The organism is Paenibacillus salivarius, from assembly GCF_051307165.1.
GTDB lineage: Bacteria > Bacillota > Bacilli > Paenibacillales > Paenibacillaceae > Fontibacillus.
In genome coordinates this window covers 4,103,856-4,119,630 of sequence record NZ_CP195592.1, presented here as the reverse complement: position 1 = coordinate 4,119,630, position 15,775 = coordinate 4,103,856, and the positions used below count along the sequence as shown (strand labels likewise).

At 54.1% G+C, this 15,775-nt stretch carries 15 protein-coding genes and 1 riboswitch; of the genes, 14 read left to right on the top strand and 1 reads right to left on the bottom strand.

Translation table 11 applies throughout. The features are described 5' to 3' along the window. The first annotated feature begins 301 nt into the window (after positions 1-301). The 7 genes from ACSFXJ_RS19020 to ACSFXJ_RS18990 all read left to right on the top strand — a co-directional run bounded on the left by ACSFXJ_RS19020 (position 302) and on the right by ACSFXJ_RS18990 (position 7,808). On the top strand, positions 302-772 hold the full coding sequence (locus ACSFXJ_RS19020) for a MarR family winged helix-turn-helix transcriptional regulator (protein ID WP_435925811.1): 471 nt from the start codon (positions 302-304) through the stop codon (positions 770-772). An 18-nt stretch (positions 773-790) separates the two neighbouring features. Next, positions 791-2,239, top strand: coding sequence for an aryl-sulfate sulfotransferase (locus tag ACSFXJ_RS19015; protein WP_435921982.1), 1,449 nt, complete (start codon positions 791-793; stop codon positions 2,237-2,239). Positions 2,240-2,267: 28 nt separating this feature from the next. Beyond that, positions 2,268-3,386, top strand: coding sequence for an ABC transporter substrate-binding protein (locus tag ACSFXJ_RS19010; RefSeq protein ID WP_435921981.1), 1,119 nt, complete (start codon positions 2,268-2,270; stop codon positions 3,384-3,386). Between the two features lie 16 nt (positions 3,387-3,402). Further along, positions 3,403-4,212, top strand: a complete 810-nt coding sequence (locus ACSFXJ_RS19005; RefSeq protein ID WP_435921980.1) for an ABC transporter ATP-binding protein — start codon at positions 3,403-3,405, stop codon at positions 4,210-4,212. Positions 4,213-4,224: 12 nt separating this feature from the next. After that, positions 4,225-5,007, top strand: coding sequence for an ABC transporter permease (locus ACSFXJ_RS19000; protein ID WP_435921979.1), 783 nt, complete (start codon positions 4,225-4,227; stop codon positions 5,005-5,007). 245 nt (positions 5,008-5,252) lie between these two features. Then, positions 5,253-6,746 (top strand): methyl-accepting chemotaxis protein, encoded by a 1,494-nt coding sequence (locus ACSFXJ_RS18995; RefSeq protein ID WP_435921978.1) that lies wholly within the window; start codon positions 5,253-5,255, stop codon positions 6,744-6,746. A gap of 120 nt (positions 6,747-6,866) precedes the next feature. Next, entirely contained in the window at positions 6,867-7,808 is a 942-nt protein-coding gene (locus ACSFXJ_RS18990) for a methyltransferase domain-containing protein (protein WP_435921977.1), read from the top strand. Between the two features lie 70 nt (positions 7,809-7,878). On the opposite strand, the gene katA is transcribed toward ACSFXJ_RS18990, so the two are convergent. Next, entirely contained in the window at positions 7,879-9,336 is a 1,458-nt protein-coding gene (katA, locus tag ACSFXJ_RS18985) for a catalase KatA (protein WP_435921976.1), read from the bottom strand. Between the two features lie 227 nt (positions 9,337-9,563). On the opposite strand from katA, the gene ACSFXJ_RS18980 reads away from it, so the two are divergent. The 7 genes from ACSFXJ_RS18980 to cobS all read left to right on the top strand — a co-directional run bounded on the left by ACSFXJ_RS18980 (position 9,564) and on the right by cobS (position 15,770). Next, the gene (locus tag ACSFXJ_RS18980; RefSeq protein ID WP_435921975.1) at positions 9,564-9,824 is read left to right on the top strand and encodes a hypothetical protein; all 261 of its coding nucleotides are present in this window, start codon (positions 9,564-9,566) and stop codon (positions 9,822-9,824) included. A 148-nt stretch (positions 9,825-9,972) separates the two neighbouring features. Further along, a riboswitch (cobalamin riboswitch) is annotated at positions 9,973-10,178 on the top strand. 200 nt (positions 10,179-10,378) lie between these two features. Beyond that, the gene (locus ACSFXJ_RS18975) at positions 10,379-11,395 is read left to right on the top strand and encodes an ABC transporter substrate-binding protein (protein WP_435921974.1); all 1,017 of its coding nucleotides are present in this window, start codon (positions 10,379-10,381) and stop codon (positions 11,393-11,395) included. Then, on the top strand, positions 11,392-12,438 hold the full coding sequence (locus ACSFXJ_RS18970) for a FecCD family ABC transporter permease (RefSeq protein ID WP_435921973.1): 1,047 nt from the start codon (positions 11,392-11,394) through the stop codon (positions 12,436-12,438). Before ACSFXJ_RS18975 ends, ACSFXJ_RS18970 begins: the two co-directional genes overlap by 4 nt. Then, complete coding sequence (locus ACSFXJ_RS18965) at positions 12,435-13,229, top strand: ABC transporter ATP-binding protein (RefSeq protein ID WP_435921972.1); 795 nt, start codon at positions 12,435-12,437, stop codon at positions 13,227-13,229. Before ACSFXJ_RS18970 ends, ACSFXJ_RS18965 begins: the two co-directional genes overlap by 4 nt. Beyond that, the gene (gene cobT / locus ACSFXJ_RS18960) at positions 13,229-14,323 is read left to right on the top strand and encodes a nicotinate-nucleotide--dimethylbenzimidazole phosphoribosyltransferase (protein ID WP_435921971.1); all 1,095 of its coding nucleotides are present in this window, start codon (positions 13,229-13,231) and stop codon (positions 14,321-14,323) included. The genes ACSFXJ_RS18965 and cobT overlap by 1 nt, the downstream gene beginning before the upstream one ends. Further along, the gene (locus tag ACSFXJ_RS18955) at positions 14,320-14,940 is read left to right on the top strand and encodes a bifunctional adenosylcobinamide kinase/adenosylcobinamide-phosphate guanylyltransferase (protein ID WP_435921970.1); all 621 of its coding nucleotides are present in this window, start codon (positions 14,320-14,322) and stop codon (positions 14,938-14,940) included. The genes cobT and ACSFXJ_RS18955 overlap by 4 nt, the downstream gene beginning before the upstream one ends. Further along, on the top strand, positions 14,937-15,770 hold the full coding sequence (gene cobS, locus ACSFXJ_RS18950) for an adenosylcobinamide-GDP ribazoletransferase (protein WP_435921969.1): 834 nt from the start codon (positions 14,937-14,939) through the stop codon (positions 15,768-15,770). The genes ACSFXJ_RS18955 and cobS overlap by 4 nt, the downstream gene beginning before the upstream one ends. Positions 15,771-15,775: the final 5 nt, after the last annotated feature.

The following is a 15,775-nucleotide window of genomic DNA, read 5'->3' as shown; positions in this document are numbered from 1 at the left end:
AAATGTTATTCATAGGATCAACATTTATTTTAATTCATACTTGACAGGTGTGAATAATGGGTTTAAGATAATGAAAAATCGTTTAGCATTCATATTCTTAGTGCTAAGAATTCATGAAGAACGAGCAGCCGATTGGACAGCCAAAGGCTCTCGAAGGTTTCCCGCGCGGGGAAGCTTTCGGGAGCCTTTTGGCGTTTGTTCGGAAGATATGCGGAAGGAAGCGATAGGGGGTGTGCAAGTCATTGGGAGAAGCAAAGAGGACTGGGAGCAGCTGGAGGAGGCGGATTGGCTGTTCCGGAAAATGGTCAGACGGTTCGTAAAGGAACGGGACAAAGTGGAGATCGAAGGAGTTTCGCTCCCGGGCATGCTGGTCCTGCAAAAAATGTGCCGGGAGGGCCAGCAGCGTCTCGGCGACCTGGCGGAGGATCTTGATTTTACTTCCGGTGCCGTAACCGGACTTTGCGACAGGCTGGAAAAGAAGGGTCTTGCCCGAAGAATCCGGCACGATAGCGACCGCAGGTCCGTATGGCTCGACATTACGCCGAAAGGCAGGGAACTTGTCGTACGTAACCGGAATATCGGAACTCGGGGGATTACGCTGCTGTTTGCGGACTTGACTCAAGAAGATCTTGCGCTTGTCCGCCGTCTTTTCAAAGAATTGATCAGCCGTATCGACCAGTATTCCGAAACACTAAACACGCTCGCGAGCGACAACGCCGCTCAGACGGGCGAGGAGGACATTCACAGGCAAGGTAAATACTTATCCTACTAAAAAAGGAGCGGATCACTTATGGGACACCCGACAATTTATCCGACGGGAGCAACGTTATATAACCCGGAAAAGGCATGGAGCGGCTATACGATTTATCAGGCTGCCGACGTAGGCGCGCTGCTGATCGATATGAACGGCAAGGAGGTACATCTGTGGAAGGGACTGCGCGGATTTCCGAACAAGCTTTTTCCGGGAGGCTTCGTTCTTGGGAGCACGGCCGAGCGCGATCCGAAATACGGTTTTCAGGACGAGGCCGACCTCGTTCAGGTCGACTGGGACGGCAACATCGTTTGGCGGTTCAACAAGCATGAATGGATCGAGGATCCGGGCCATGAACCGCAGTGGATGGCGAGAGCCCATCACGATTATCAACGCACGGGTAATCCGGTAGGTTATTATGTGCCGGGGGCCGATCCGCAGATCGATAAGGGAAATACGCTCATTCTCGTTCACAAAAATGTGCACAATCCGAAAATCTCAGACAAACTGCTGCTGGACGATTCGATTTTGGAAGTGGATTGGGACGGGAACATTGTTTGGGAATGGAACTGCCATGAGCATTTCGACGAGCTCGGATTCGACGAACAGGCGAAAAACGTGCTGTTCCGTGATCCGAACACCCGGTTTTTCGGCGACGAGGCCGGAGATTGGATGCATATCAACTCGATCTCGGTTTTGGGACCGAACCGGTTTTACGATGCCGGGGATGAACGATTCCACCCCGACAACATTATTTGGGACGGCAGGGAAACCAACATCATCGCCATCATCGATAAAAAGACAGGAAAGATCGTCTGGAAGCTCGGTCCGGATTACTCGGCTCCCGAATACAGACATCTCGGCTGGATCATCGGCCAGCATCACGCTCACCTGATTCCGCGGGGACTGCCCGGAGAAGGCAATCTTCTCGTGTTCGACAACGGGGGCTGGGCGGGCTACGGCGCGCCGAACCCTGCATCCCGCTTCGGTCAAAAAAGCGCGGTAAGAGACCATTCCCGCATTTTGGAGATCGACCCCGTGACGCTTGAAATCGTATGGCAGTACACGCCGACGGAAGCCGGATTCGTCGCTCCGCTCGATTCGTACCGTTTTTACAGCCCGTACATCAGTTCGGCGCAACGGCTTCCGAACGGCAACACGCTGATCACGGAAGGGGCCGACGGCCGCATTTTCGAAGTGACCCGGGATCATGAGCTGGTCTGGGAATATATTTCACCTTACAAAAACAAACGGAACTCCAATATGGTCTACCGCGCATACCGCGTGCCTTACGAGTGGGTTCCCCAATTGCAAAAGCCTGCCGAGCAGGCGATTGAGCCGCTGGATGTGGCCAGCTTCCGCGTTCCCGGCGCAGCCGGGACGGGGGCGGAATCCGTCGCCATCGTGGACGGTACGGTCTCCTACGAGGACGGCGCGGCTTGCGTAGCCCGGTTCGACGAGCGGCCCGCGCAGGCGCAGGATCAATAAAAACCGAAGGGTGAAGGGAGAAGAGACCATGCGAAATCCATCAAACATAAAGAATAGAAAAGCTTATTCGGTGATTGTACTCATATCCGTGATCATACTTGTTGCGGCTTTGTCCGGCTGCGGGTCATCCGGAAACGGCGAAAAGCAGGGGGCGGCGCAGTCCGCCCAAGCGGCCGGCGATACGGCCGACAAAGCGAACGGCAATGGAGCCGGTACCGGGACCGACAACGCAGCCAAACAGGAGACGGTGAAATTGAACATCGCCGATATTTCCTCGAATCCGGTATTCCGCGTTGCCAAAACGAAAGGGATTTTCGAAAAATACGGGATCGACGCGACCCTGGTCAATTTTGCGACACCGGCGGAAGGAATCAATTCGTTGTTCATTAAACAGGCGGACATCGGCTGGGGCGCCGATTTTCCGATTTTGAACGCCGTCAGCAAAGGCGAGTTTTCGATCATCGCATCGACGGGCACATCGACGGATCATAGCGCCAAGCAATGGAAGCTGTTCGTCCGCGACGAAATCAAGCAGCCTGCCGATCTGGAAGGGAAAAACTTGAGCTTTATGCGGGGGACTTTCCTTACTTACCTGTGGGATGAATATTTGAAGGAGAACGGCGTCGATCCGAAAAAAGTGAAACTGACCGGCCAAGGCGGGTTCGATGAGGCGTATATCGCCCTGAAGAGCGGGGACGTGGATGCCGCCTGGGTAACCGGCGCGGCGATGCTGCAAAAATTCGAAACGATCGAGGGTGCGCATGAGCTGACCGACATGGCCAAAACGAGCGTACGGATCGGAAGCCAGATCGTCGCTCCGGATTCGCTGATCAAGGAGCATCCGGAGACGGTCGCGAATTTCTTGCGCGCGCTGGACGAATCCTCGAAATTCGTGAAGGAAAACCCGGATGAAGTGGCGCAAATTTTGTACGACGAAGTCAAACAGCCGAAAGAAGCGACGCTGAAGGATTTGTCCGTGAACAACTGGAACATCGACTTTACGCAGAACGCGCTCGATAGCCTGACGCGCCAGAAAAAATACATGGTGGAGACCGGGATCATTCAGAAAGATTTTGAACTTGCGGACAAAATCAATCTGGAGTTCCTGAACCAAACCTTTCCGGATCGTGTGACAGCTACCCCATAAGAAGGAGGAAACCATAATGTCATTGGCCATGCCGAAACAAGCGGAACGGGAAAAAACGAATCAAACGATAACGATCCAAGGCTTGAACAAAAGCTATAGCGAGCAGACCGGTACAGGAGGAGGTCAAGTTCATTACATTATTAAGGACGTGGACCTGGTCATCAAAGGCGGAGAATTCTTTGTGCTGTTGGGCCCGAGCGGATGCGGCAAATCGACGCTGCTCAACATGATCGCCGGATTTATCTCCAAAACAAGCGGCGAGCTTCGCATCGGGGACGCCGATATCGACAAACCCGGACGGGACCGGGCGGTCGTCTTTCAACAGGCCGATTCCTCGCTTTTTCCCTGGCTCACTGTCCGGCAGAACGTCGAATTCGGCTTGAAAATGAAAAAGGTGCCGAAGAAGGAACGTAACGCAATATCCGACCGGTACATTGACCTCGTCGGACTAACCGGACATAGCGACAAATTGCCGCGGGCGCTGTCCGGCGGGATGAAGCAGCGGGTGCAGCTTGCCAGGGTGCTGGCCAATGACCCGGAAATTCTGCTCATGGATGAGCCGTTCGGCGCGCTGGACGCGATGACCCGCAGAACGATGCAGAAGGAGTTGGTGCGGATCTGGCGTCAGACGAACAAAACGGTCGTGTTTGTGACCCACGATATCCAGGAGGCGATTTTGCTGGGGGGCAGGATCGGCATTATGTCTCCGGGGCCATCCTCGAAAATATCGCATATTTACGACATTCCGCTTTCATATCCCCGGGACGTGTCGGCGGCGGAGTTTTACGATTACTACAAACAAATTCAGGCGCATTTTGACGAGTAGGGAGGGATGGTCATGAAGACGGCATGGTGGAAAAAGAAATGGGCAGGGCTGCTCCTCCTTTGGATTTTCGTTCTGGCGGCCTGGCAAGGCGGGGCGATGCTGTACGGTCCTGAGGTGATCCCGAGCCCTGCGCAAACGGTAAAAGGGGCGATCGAACTGCTTCGGGACGGATCGCTGCAAAAATATATCGGCGTCAGCTTCTTTCGGGTTCTATGCGGTTGGACGCTCGGCAGTCTGATCGCGATTCCGCTCGGCATCGTCATCGGCAAGGTGGACGCGATTCGTCACTTTGCCGAACCGCTGCTTAACTTTATTAGGTTTATTCCCCCGATCGCTTTCATCACGCTGTTCCTGGTCTGGTTCGGCATCGGCGAGCAATCCAAAATCGCGCTTATTCTTTACGCAACCTTGTTCATCGTCATGATGAACACGCTGACCGGCGTGCTGTCCGTGGAGGAGGACAAAATCCGTTCCGCCCGCAGTATGGGCGCTTCGGAATGGCAAATCATCGTCCATGTCATTGTGCCTGCAACGGCGCCGTATATTTTCACGGGAGTCCGGCTGGCCATGGGCACCTCCTATATGGCGATTGTGGGTGCCGAGATGATCGCCGCAAACGAAGGCGTCGGTTTCCTAATCTGGAATTCAAGGTTGTTTTTCCGAACGGATTGGATTTTCGTCGGCCTGATTTGCCTCGGCTTGATGGGCTTTATTACAGACCGTTTGTTCGGCTGGTTCGGAAACAAAGTGTTGTGGCGGTACGGGGTCGTCAGCTCGGGACCGGCAAGAAGATAAACGAAAATATCCAAAGGCTATCCATGGCTATGTTGTATAAACTTAGCCCGGGGATAGCCTTTTTCCTGATATCGCAAGAAATACATCCGCTAAACACGTTGAAATATAACACATTATGTTAGATATAAGCGTTTCTGTTCTGATCATTCATATATTTTATCATTTTTTTGCGTAATCCCTCTTTTTAAGTCCAAGTCGCTACTCTATAATGTAAGATAAACTTACATAAGAAGGGCGGGGGTAGAGTGAGTCTAATACAAAGAAATAAAAAAGTGGGAAACATCCGGAAGGTTTTCTCGACCATCTTTTCCGGGACGGGCCGGAATTCGAGAAATTCGGAGGAATCGGTACAGCCTGCGTCCTTAGCCGTTTTGGCAAAGGAGGAAGGGCCGGAGAACCGGTGGATAGCCGTAGCAAATGAGTCGATGGTGGCTGCGGACAGGCTTCAAGCCGCCGTCGGGGAAGTCAATGAAAGCATTGTTCAGCTTAGCCGCTTGTCCGATGTGTCCTCACAGGAGGATATGCAGCTCAAAGCCAGCAGCGAACGCTCGCTTGAACAAGTCCAGGAAAGCTTGGCCGCCATGCAGGAAGTTGCATCTTCCGCCTATCGCATCCAGGAAGCGGCGGAGCATTTGCACCGGCGCAGCGAAAAAACGGTGAGCGAGGCTTACCGGATTACGGATGCCCTTACGGAAGCGGACGAAACGATTCGCTCGTTGGCGGATTCCCAGGAGTCGATGATCGGACCGATGACGGACCTGGAGAACAATGCGAGGAGGCTTAGCGTATTTTATAGGGAGCTCGAGGAAATATCCGGTGAAATTGCGCTCCTCGCCTTGAATGCTTCGATTGAGGCGGCCAGGGTAGGGGAACACGGAAAAGGCTTTGATGTTGTCGCGAGCAGAATGCGGGCGCTCGCGGAGCAAAGCAAAAGCGCGATCGGCAGTTCGGCTCCTTTGTTCCGGCATATTTCGGATGACGCCAATCGGATGAAGGAGTCGATTCGTCACGGGAAACAATCGGCCATGGGCGGAATCGAGTTGATGAAATCGATGAGCCGGGACATCCGCTTCATTTCCGATGAGGTCGCCTCCGTAAACGAACATGTCGTCGAGACAGGGAGACGGAGCCGCGAGCAATTGGAAATGACCCGTAACATGGAAAGCATGCTGAAGGAAGTGCATGCCGGACTTCATCGCAGCATTTCCCATGTGGAAGGGGCTTTGTCGCGAATGGAGTCGCAAAGGATACATATCGGAAAACTGCAAACGGTGGCCGGCGGCTTGCACAGGGCGCAAGAGGAACTGATCGATTCGCTTGATACGATACGCGGGTCGGCATCCTCAAATGAAATTGCGGAAGGGCACGAGGCGGCCGCCCGGCAGCTTGGGCTGAGTTTTGCCGGCAAGCTTCGGGATGCGGCGGATACCAAAGCCATTCGGATGATGCGGGAGGAGGATCACCGGACCTCATTGGAGCTTCTTTTGAAGAAGGAGCCTGATCTCGAAGCGGCATGGACAAACCGGACGGACGGCTCGTTCGTCGTATCGATCCCGGAGGCCGGACTGTTGAATGCAAAAGGGCGCGAATGGTTCCGCCTTGCATTGAACGGGGAGCCGGTCATCTCGGAGGTGTATGTTTCGGCCATTACGAAGCGAAGATGCATTACTTTATCCGTTCCGATTTTAAAAGATGGCGCCGTGATCGGGGTGCTTGGCGCGGATCTATCCGTGGAGTAACACCGTGCAAGGCTTTCCGGCCGAAAGGGATCCCGGGTATGTTATATTGTTTTGGGGGCCAGGCATTATACAGAAAGAATAATGTGGACGATGTGGCCCGCCCGGAAAGGAATGACCCGAATGAACGGAAATCAGGCCCTCGGCCGTTTTATTTATACTTTTAACTATCATGAGAATGATCGGGAGCTGTGCGGCATGGAGCTGCGCGCTTTGTTCGGGAAAGACCCGGACTCGAAACTTTATATGGAATCCGACAGGAGGTTGGATCCGAGCCGCAGCCCGTTTCTATCGCAAAGGATCGACGTACTGCTTTCAGGGGATTCGCTGGAAGAAATTATAGATCAAGTGGCTGCTCTTGAACTTGGCGGCAAATCCTTTAAAGTCGTTTATGTCAAAAACGGAATCAAGCGTAGCTACGAGGAACAGCGCGAGTTGGAACGCCGGGTCGGAGCGCGTATACGCGGAACGGCGGAAATGCGAAATCCTGAAATCACGTTCGCTCTGCTGTCCGCGAATGACGGCTGGCATCTTGGCAGATCCATTCCGTCGGAGGCGGTTTGGCTTGAACATAAGCGTAAACCCCAAAATTATTCCACAGGCTTAAGTACGCAACTGGCCCGGAGCCTCGTTAATATTGCCGTCCCCTACCCAGACGGAAAGAAGGTGATCGATCCTTGCTGCGGCATGGGCAATGTGCTGATCGAGGCGTTATCGATGAAAATCGATATCGTCGGCCGGGATCTTAATCCGCTTGCTATTCAGGGGGCCAGAACCAATCTGCGGCATTTCGGCTATCCCGAAGTCGTAGAGATCGGGGACATGAATGATGTCGAAGCGAAGTACGACGCCGCAATCCTGGATATGCCTTACAATTTATGCTCCGTCCTTTCGATGGAGGAACGTCTGCGCATGCTGGGCAGTCTTCGGCGCTTCTGCGCCCGATCGGTCATAGTATCCAGCGAACCGCTGGAAGAGGAAATAGCCCGAGCCGGTTGGACGATTCAGGACCGGTGCCGGGTTGCGAAAGGGTCGTTTGTTCGTAGCGTGTGGTTATGCGAATGATATTGATTACGAAACCAGAAAAAGAGCATGGCCGGGACAAAGATCTTCGGCGATGCTCTTTTTCTTAATACTAAACGCCTTCCGGCACGGTTAAGCCCAGACCTTGCGCGATACGGGTTCCGTATTCGGGGTCGGCTTTATAGAAATGTGCGATTTGACGCAATTTGATTTCGTCTTTTTCTACCGGTTTCATCGCTCCGACGATGTTCTCTACCAAACGGGTGCGTTCATCTTCGCTCAGAAGACGGTACAGGTCGCCGGCTTGAGTATAATGATCATCACGATCATAAGCTACGCTGTCTGCATATCCCGTGACTTCAAACGGGGAGATCTTATGCTCGGGCGCTTCCGTTGGTCCGCCGTAGCTGTTAGGCTCGTAGTATACGCCGGAGCCGCCGTTGTTGTCGGGACGCATGGAACCGTCACGTTGATTGTTTCTGACTTCGGCGATCGGACGATTGATCGGCAAAGCGTTATGGTTCGCGCCGACGCGGTAACGATGCGCATCCGAATAAGCGAAGAGACGGCCTTGCAGCATTTTGTCAGGCGATGCTTCGATTCCCGGTACAAAGTTCCCCGGGGAGAACGTGGCCTGCTCGACTTCGGCAAAATAGTTTTCCGGGTTCCGGTTCAGTGTCATGCGTCCGACTTCGATCAGAGGATAATCTTTTTGCGACCATACTTTCGTGACATCGAACGGATCGAAACGGTACGTGTTCGCGTCTTCGAAAGGCATGATTTGAACATACAGCGTCCAGCTAGGGAAGTCGCCTTGTTCAATCGCATTGAAAAGATCTTCCGTATGATAATCCGGGTTGGAACCGGCAAGCTGTTCGGCTACTTTGACATCCAGGTTTTTAACGCCCTGATCCGTTTTGAAATGGTATTTGACCCATACCGCTTGGCCCTCGGCATTTACCCATTTGAAGGTGTGGCTGCCGAAACCGTGCATGTGGCGCAGAGTGGCCGGAATACCGCGGTCGGACATCAGGATCGTAACTTGATGCAAAGATTCCGGAGACAGGGACCAGAAGTCCCAAACCGCGTTCGGGTTTTTCAGATGCGTTTGCGGATGACGCTTTTGCGTATGGATAAAGTCCGGGAATTTGATCGCGTCGCGAATGAAAAAGACCGGCGTGTTGTTGCCGACGAGATCGTAGTTGCCTTCTTCGGTATAAAATTTCACCGCAAATCCGCGAGGATCGCGAACGGTATCGGCAGAGCCGAGTTCGCCGGCCACGGTCGAGAAACGGATGAACATCGGCGTTTGTTTGCCTACTTCCGAAAGGAAGGCGGCTTTGGTGTATTGGCTAACGTCGTTCGTTACTTCAAATACGCCGTGGGCGCCGGCGCCTTTGGCATGGACGACCCGTTCCGGAACGCGTTCCCTGTTAAAATGAGCGAGTTTTTCAAGCAGGTGCACATCCTGGATCAATACGGGACCGCGGCCTCCCGCCGTGATCGAATTTTGGTTGTCTCCGACCGGAGCGCCGGAACTGGTAGTTAAATAGTTGTTATTTTTATTCATAAAATCACCTCGAAAAATATAATGGCATCACTGTTTTTATACATATGATCTCGATATGACAACTTTACCAAAGGGTTAAGATTATTGTCATGAAGCCCGAATGAATGGTAGATGAAAACTAAATGAAGGAAGGTACATCGTGTAAAAAATAGTAGTTTTATAGGAGAAATTGTAGTATCATGGAGAACGGTTCATAGGAGAATTTTACCATAGAGGAGGAGTATTTCATGGAACCGAATGTACAACAAGGATATCCGCAGGTGCAAGGAGCGCCCGTAGTCAGCCTGAAAGATTGGATGATTACGATCCTGCTGATGGCGATTCCGGTCGTAAACCTGATCATGCTGTTCGTATGGGCTTTCGGAGGCGGAACGAATCCGAGCAAATCGAACTTTGCCAAGGCATCGTTGATCTGGGCATTGATCGGTATCGTTATCTATGTCATTTTCTTTGTTCTTATCATTGGGGCAATTTCGTCTTCCATGTAAGATTGTCGATCATTTGGCAGTTAATCTGGCCGTTAACTGCAAGAAAGAGACCGCTTCGTTCGTCGGGGCGGTCTTTTCTGTGCGCTAAAATTGTTGTAAGTTCACGGTTTTTAACCTATAATCCTATACAGAAGTAAGCCTAAAACCAGCGAATATTTTACCCGTAGGTCCTGAAACTCTCCTTTGCGGCGGGTTTCGGGTTAAAAGGGAAGCCGGTGCAAATCCGGCACGGTCCCGCCACTGTATTCAGGGACGAGCCCATGCATGCCACTGTCATACGTCAAAGTATGATGGGAAGGCGGGCTTTCGTCGCAACCTGTTAGTCAGGAGACCTGCCCACGGGAAGATTAGACGGTCCTTCGAGGAAAGGATAACGATCTGCTTAGAAGAAGGAATCTGCCCCGGCAACGGGACCTCCAAGAAATTCCAGGTTCCCGGTATATCTTTGTAGACGTAACCCATCCTATTCAGGATGGGTTTTCTTGCGGACATAAGCGTTTCGCTCGTTTCAGGCGTTTTATTACCAGATCAGATATTCAAAAGGAGAGGGACACATGAAGAAATGGAGTAAAATTTGGGGGATTTGGCTGCTTGCGCTGTTGCTGCTCGTCACCGCGGGTTGCGGTGCGAACAACTCGAATAAAGCGGCGAATGAAGGCAACAACGCGAATCAGGCGGTACAAGAACAGGGGCAAGACACCAACGGGGCTTCCAATGCGGACCAACAGCTAAGTACGGTTTACCCGCTAACCGTAACGGATGCCTTCGGAACGGAATTCACGTTTGAATCGGCTCCGCAACGGATTGTATCGTTGGCTCCATCCGAGACGGAAGGCTTGTTTGCTCTCGGACTGGACGAGCAGGTTGTCGGCGTTTCGGATAACGATGATTACCCGGAAGCCGTAAAGGACAAGCCGAGAATGGGCGGATTCCAAGTCAACGTGGAAGCGGTCGTGGCCGCTCAGCCGGATCTCGTGCTTGCGGGCAGTCTTATCGGTGAAGATACGGTAAAAAGCCTGACTGATTTGGGATTGAAAGTATATCGTTCCAATCCGAAAACGGTCGATCAGGTGATCGAGAATATTCAAACGGTCGGGAAGATCACGGATCACCAGCAGCAAGCGGCAGAGGTAACCGAACAAATGAAAGCCGAGCTTGCGAAAGTCACCGAAGCCGTCAAAACTTTGCCTGCCGATCAAAAGAAAAAAGTATACATTGAATTTTCCCCGGGCTGGACGGTCGGCAAGGGTGAGTTCATGGATGAAATGATCACCTTGGCCGGCGGAGAAAATGTCGCAAGCGACATAACGGGCTGGAGCGAAATTAATGAAGAAAATATCATCAAGGCGAACCCGGACGTAATTCTGTACGCCAAGAGCGTCATTGACGAAAACAACCGGACTTTGGCCGAAATTATCAAGTCCCGCGGCGGATGGGATCAAATCACGGCGGTGAAGGAAGACCGCATCGTGGCGCTGGACGACAACCTGCTCAGCCGTCCGGGTCCTCGCGTGACCCAAGGCCTGATTGAGGTGGCAAAAGCGATTTATCCGGATCTGATTCAGGAATGAGAACCAAACTGGCAGGGTACGGATTAATCGGCCTGGGATTGCTTATTGTTACGCTGCTGATCTGCATCGGGTTCGGTTCCGTACATTTGCCTGCAGGTGAAATCGCCAGAATCATCCTGCACCGCCTTCCATGGATCGGAAACCTCATTGAACCCGACTGGAGCGTCGCCTCCGAACAAATCGTCATGAAGGTGCGGCTTCCGCGGGTGCTGCTCGGTTTGCTGGTCGGAGCTTCGCTTGCCGTAGCGGGATCGGCGTTTCAGGGCGTGCTGCGCAATCCCCTCGCCGATCCGTTTACGCTCGGCGTATCTTCAGGATCGGCGGTCGGTGCGGCTGTACTGATCTTTTTCGGCTGGCAGTTTTCGCTGGCCGGTATTTTCACCCTTCCGATGGTCGCTTTTCTTGCCGGAGCCACGACATTGTGGATCGTCATGCGGCTAGCGAGGGAGAACGGAAAAATCCCGATCGAAAGCCTCATTTTATCGGGCGTGGTGATGCAATCTTTTCTCGGGGCCGTCGTCTCTTTCCTAACGGCGATGTCCAGGGATACCGTGAACGAAATACTTTTTTGGACAATGGGAAGCCTGAGTCTGCGCGGATGGTCGTATACGGCCATCCTGTTTCCGTATTTGGCGCTGGGCACCCTGTTCCTGTGGAGCCGGGCACGCTCGCTGAACCTGCTGGCCTTGGGCGAACGCGAGGCGGCTCATACCGGGCTTCATGTCGAAAGGACGAAGTTAACCGTACTTATTGTGGCAACGCTGATGACTGCGGCGGCGGTGTCCGTGTCCGGGGTCGTCGGTTTTGTCGGACTCGTCATTCCGCATATAATCCGGTTAATCACGGGCCCGGACTACCGGTTGATCATCCCGCTTTCCGCACTGGGCGGAGGCACATTCATGATGTACAGCGATTTGGCGGCACGCGCGCTGCTGGCTCCGACGGAAATTCCGCTCGGAGTGGTTACGGCATTTGTCGGCGCACCTTTCTTCGCCTACTTGTTGTATAAAAAGAAAAAAGCGAGAGAGAGGGAATTGGGATGATCGAGGCTAAACACGTCGCCAAATCATTCGGCCGCCTGCAGGTGCTGCGCGATATTAGCTGGAACGTCAAGCCGGGCGAATTCTGGGGCGTCATCGGTCCGAACGGCAGCGGGAAAAGCACCTTGCTCAATCTGATATCCGGCACCCATGCCCCTGATAGCGGCGAAATCACATTGTCAGGTAAGCCGGTTGCTTCCTACGGCCGGAAGGAGTTGTCCAGAAAACTGGCCGTTTTGCAGCAGGACGGGCTGCCTCAGGTTTCGTTTACGGTGCGCGAAGTGATCGAAATGGGCAGGTTTCCTTTTCAGGACTGGAGAGGGAAGGATCAGCAGGAGGATGCGTACGAATTGCTGCATGATATTATGGACAGGCTTGAGCTTGGCGGCCTGGCCGACCGGCATCTCGACCGTCTTAGCGGAGGGCAGAGACAGCGGGCCGCGCTGGGGAAGGTGATGGCCCAGCAGCCCGAGATCGTGCTGCTTGACGAGCCGACGACGTATCTCGATATCCGGTATCAGATGCAATTTATGGAGCTCATTTCCGCCTGGCAGCGGGAAGAAGGCTTGACGGTCATCGCCGTCATGCATGATTTGAATCTGGCTTCGCTGTATTGCGACCGTTTGCTCGTCTTGAGCGGCGGCAGCGTGGCGGCGCAGGGAAGTCCGTCCGAAATTTTGCGTCCGGAAACGGTGGAGTCTGTCTTTGATGTGAAGTCCTACAGCATTGCGCATCCCGATACCGGGGTTCCCCAACTGTTGTTGAAAAAGGAAAGCAAGGGAGGAGTTTTTTAATGAGTCGCGCTCTATCGGAAATCATTCGTTCTATACAAGCGCCAGACGCCGCAGTCTCCGCCGCTGCCGCAGCGCATTTGGACCAATTGACGAAGCCGCCGGGAAGCCTAGGAAAGCTGGAGGCGCTTGCGATCAAGCTGGCGGGGATGACGGGAAAGGTTCAACCTTCTTTTTCAAACCGCGGCGTCGTTGTCATGGCAGCAGACCATGGGGTCTGCGAAGAAGGGATCAGCGCCTTTCCCGCCGAGGTAACGCCTCAAATGGTGCTTAACTTCCTTGCCGGCGGGGCAGCGGTCAATGTGCTTGCCCGGCAGGCCGGGGCCGAAGTGATGTGCGTCGATATCGGGGTCAATGCGGAGCTTGATCATCCGGCGCTGATCTCGCGCAAAATCCGGTACGGTACGGCAAATATGGCCGTGGGGCCTGCGATGACCCGCGAAGAGGCCGAAGCGGCCGTGATGGCCGGAATCGACATCGTGGAAGAAGCGGTATCCAGAGGGATCTCTTGCTTCGTTACCGGTGAAATGGGGATCGGAAATACGACGCCGAGCGCGGCCATGATGAGCGTTTTTACAGGGAACTCTCCCCTGGATTCCGTGGGCCGGGGAACGGGAATCGATGATGAACGGTTGCGTCATAAAGCTCAAGTCGTCGAACGGGCCTTGGCATGCAACGAACCCGATCCGGCCGATCCGATCGGCGTGCTCTCCAAAGTAGGCGGGCTGGAAATCGCCGGATTGACCGGAGTCATTCTCGGTGCCGCAGCCAACCGCTGCCCGGTCGTCCTCGACGGATTTATCTCTGGAGCCGCAGCGCTCGCCGCTGCCCGGTTAGCTCCGGAATCGGTGAATTACATGATTGCTTCTCATGTCTCCCATGAGAAAGGACATCATGATTTGCTCGATCGGCTCGGCCTTACGCCGATGCTGTTTCTGGATATGCGGCTGGGGGAAGGCACGGGAGGCGTCCTTGCCTTGCATCTGATCGATGCCGCTTGCCGGATCATGGCCGAGATGGCCACATTTGCGAGCGCGGGCGTTTCAACCGGAACGGAAAGTACGGGGAAAGAAGCTGCCGGGGAGGTCCAGGCATGATCGTCACGGTTACGGGCGGAGCGCGCAGCGGCAAAAGCTCGTTTGCGGAAAAGTATTGCATGAAGCAGGCGGACTCCGGACTATACATCGCCACGGCACAGGCATTCGATGAGGAGATGCGGCAGCGCATCGAATTGCATCGGAGCCAGCGCGAGGGAAGCGGCTTTCGATGGACGACCGTCGAGGAGCCGCTCAAGCTGGCCGGCTTGCTGACCGGGAAGGAGGGGACGTCCGGAACGAACGGTCCTTCAACGTCGTCCGGAGAATCCGGATCGACGAAGGCGTTGGCCCCGGTCGTGCTGGTCGATTGCCTGACCTTGTGGCTGACGAATGTTTTGCTTGCCTCGGAAAGCACCGAAGCCGGGGACGGGGATTTTTCCGGTGCCGTCGAATTCGAAATCGATAAACTCGTTTCCGCGGTCGCGGCTTATCCCGGGCATCTGGTGATGGTCACGAACGAGGTCGGCAGCGGGATCGTGCCCGAATATCCGCTTGGACGAATCTATCGTGATTATGCGGGGATATTGAACCGGAAAATGGCGGAGATTTCCGACGCGGTCTTTCTTGTTACGGCTGGAATCCCGATCGAGCTAAAAAGCAGGGAGTACAAACTATGAAAGACAAAGGACGGCCGATTTTGGCCGCTTTTCAATTTTTGTCCCGGTTTCCGGTCAAGGCGGAGCTGGACTTTTCGCCGGAGCTGCTCCGGCGCAGCGCCAAACATTACCCGCTCGTCGGTTTGGCGATTGGATTTACGGTCTGGCTTGCGGCATTTTTGTCCAGCCAAGTACTGCCGTCCCTGCCTGCGGCGGCGGTAACGCTGATCGTTTGGGTATGGCTGACCGGCGGACTTCATCTGGACGGCTGGATGGATTCCGCGGATGCGCTGCTCAGCTACCGATCCAGGGAGAAGATGCTGGAGATCATGAAAGACAGCAGAGTGGGCGCGATGGGAGTATTGGCATGTACACTGTTGCTTTTGCTCAAGGTGACGCTGATCGCCTCGCTAATCGATTCCGGCGCGCTGTCCGCCGCGGCGGCGATGCTGACGGCTCCGGTTTGGAGCCGCTGGTTCATGACGCGCGCGATGCAAAAATGGCCCGTCGCTCGCGCCGGTGAAGGGCTTGCCGCGAAGTTTCACGGTCTCGGATCGAAAGACACGGCACAATCCGCGGTTTTCGCCATCCTGCTCACGGCGGCTAGCCTGGGAACGGTCGCAATCGCCGCAGCCTTTGTGCCAGGCCTCGCCCCGGCGTTCAAGAACGAAATCTGGCTACCGTTGGTTATGTACTTTTTCGCAGCTCCTTTGGCGGTTTGGCTATTTGGTACCGCCGCTGCCAGAAAGATCAGTTCGCGGCTCCACGGCCTTACGGGGGATACATACGGAGCGTTGAATGAAGGGCTGGAGGCCGTACTGTTGATACTGGCGGTCATCTTGGTGTGCTGATTGCT

What these genes read in the sequence shown, in the direction of transcription:
- ACSFXJ_RS19020 (WP_435925811.1), top strand. Translation starts at nt 302, where the DNA reads ATGGTCAGACGGTTCGTAAAGGAACGGGACAAAGTGGAGATCGAAGGA.
- ACSFXJ_RS19015 (WP_435921982.1), top strand. Translation starts at nt 791, where the DNA reads ATGGGACACCCGACAATTTATCCGACGGGAGCAACGTTATATAACCCG.
- ACSFXJ_RS19010 (WP_435921981.1), top strand. Translation starts at nt 2,268, where the DNA reads ATGCGAAATCCATCAAACATAAAGAATAGAAAAGCTTATTCGGTGATT.
- ACSFXJ_RS19005 (WP_435921980.1), top strand. Translation starts at nt 3,403, where the DNA reads ATGTCATTGGCCATGCCGAAACAAGCGGAACGGGAAAAAACGAATCAA.
- ACSFXJ_RS19000 (WP_435921979.1), top strand. Translation starts at nt 4,225, where the DNA reads ATGAAGACGGCATGGTGGAAAAAGAAATGGGCAGGGCTGCTCCTCCTT.
- ACSFXJ_RS18990 (WP_435921977.1), top strand. Translation starts at nt 6,867, where the DNA reads ATGAACGGAAATCAGGCCCTCGGCCGTTTTATTTATACTTTTAACTAT.
- katA (WP_435921976.1), bottom strand. Translation starts at nt 9,336, where the DNA reads ATGAATAAAAATAACAACTATTTAACTACCAGTTCCGGCGCTCCGGTC.
- ACSFXJ_RS18980 (WP_435921975.1), top strand. Translation starts at nt 9,564, where the DNA reads ATGGAACCGAATGTACAACAAGGATATCCGCAGGTGCAAGGAGCGCCC.
- ACSFXJ_RS18975 (WP_435921974.1), top strand. Translation starts at nt 10,379, where the DNA reads ATGAAGAAATGGAGTAAAATTTGGGGGATTTGGCTGCTTGCGCTGTTG.
- ACSFXJ_RS18970 (WP_435921973.1), top strand. Translation starts at nt 11,392, where the DNA reads ATGAGAACCAAACTGGCAGGGTACGGATTAATCGGCCTGGGATTGCTT.
- ACSFXJ_RS18965 (WP_435921972.1), top strand. Translation starts at nt 12,435, where the DNA reads ATGATCGAGGCTAAACACGTCGCCAAATCATTCGGCCGCCTGCAGGTG.
- cobT (WP_435921971.1), top strand. Translation starts at nt 13,229, where the DNA reads ATGAGTCGCGCTCTATCGGAAATCATTCGTTCTATACAAGCGCCAGAC.
- ACSFXJ_RS18955 (WP_435921970.1), top strand. Translation starts at nt 14,320, where the DNA reads ATGATCGTCACGGTTACGGGCGGAGCGCGCAGCGGCAAAAGCTCGTTT.
- cobS (WP_435921969.1), top strand. Translation starts at nt 14,937, where the DNA reads ATGAAAGACAAAGGACGGCCGATTTTGGCCGCTTTTCAATTTTTGTCC.